Consider the following 520-nt stretch of genomic DNA (forward strand, 5'->3'; position numbering starts at 1 on the left):
GCCTGATCATACTGATACCAAAACAACGATCATGCTCTCCTACGCGATGTAACCCTCAGACGAGCCGCTGCCTGCGGCTCGTTTTTCTCCTGCCCGAGCCCTTGACGCTAAGTGTCCATTTACCTGGACCGCAACCGCCTTTATATTACAGCGTAAATATCATCGTTGCTTTACTGGCCGGCTGAGCACAACGGGAGTACGCCAATGCGCACATTGTTAGCAGTCACACTGACAGCATTACTTGCCGGATGCGTCACCACTCCTTCGCAAAAAGCGCAATTTAACGCAGAGTATCCTCACCGTCAGGACATCCGTCAGCAGAGTGTTTACCATTTTATGACGAAACCGGTGAGTGCCAGCGGCAAAAAATACTGGGGTTCTGATAACGTAGCCGAACTCTTTTATGTCAGTGATAATGCAGCTTCAATGCTTCAGTTACGCTTCAATTACCCTGGGCGGTCAGTCGAAGTCTCGTCGCTGGACACGCACCAAAAAACGCTGCGTAAGAGAACATTTGCCC

At 50.4% G+C, this 520-nt stretch carries 1 pseudogene; it reads left to right on the forward strand.

The features are described from left to right. Positions 1 to 204: 204 nt before the first annotated feature. Positions 205 to 520, forward strand: a pseudogene (locus WH277_RS01960) (hypothetical protein); the annotation flags it as partial.

Origin of the sequence: Erwinia sp. MYb416, assembly GCF_037479575.1 — a bacterium.
GTDB lineage: Bacteria > Pseudomonadota > Gammaproteobacteria > Enterobacterales > Enterobacteriaceae > Erwinia > Erwinia rhapontici.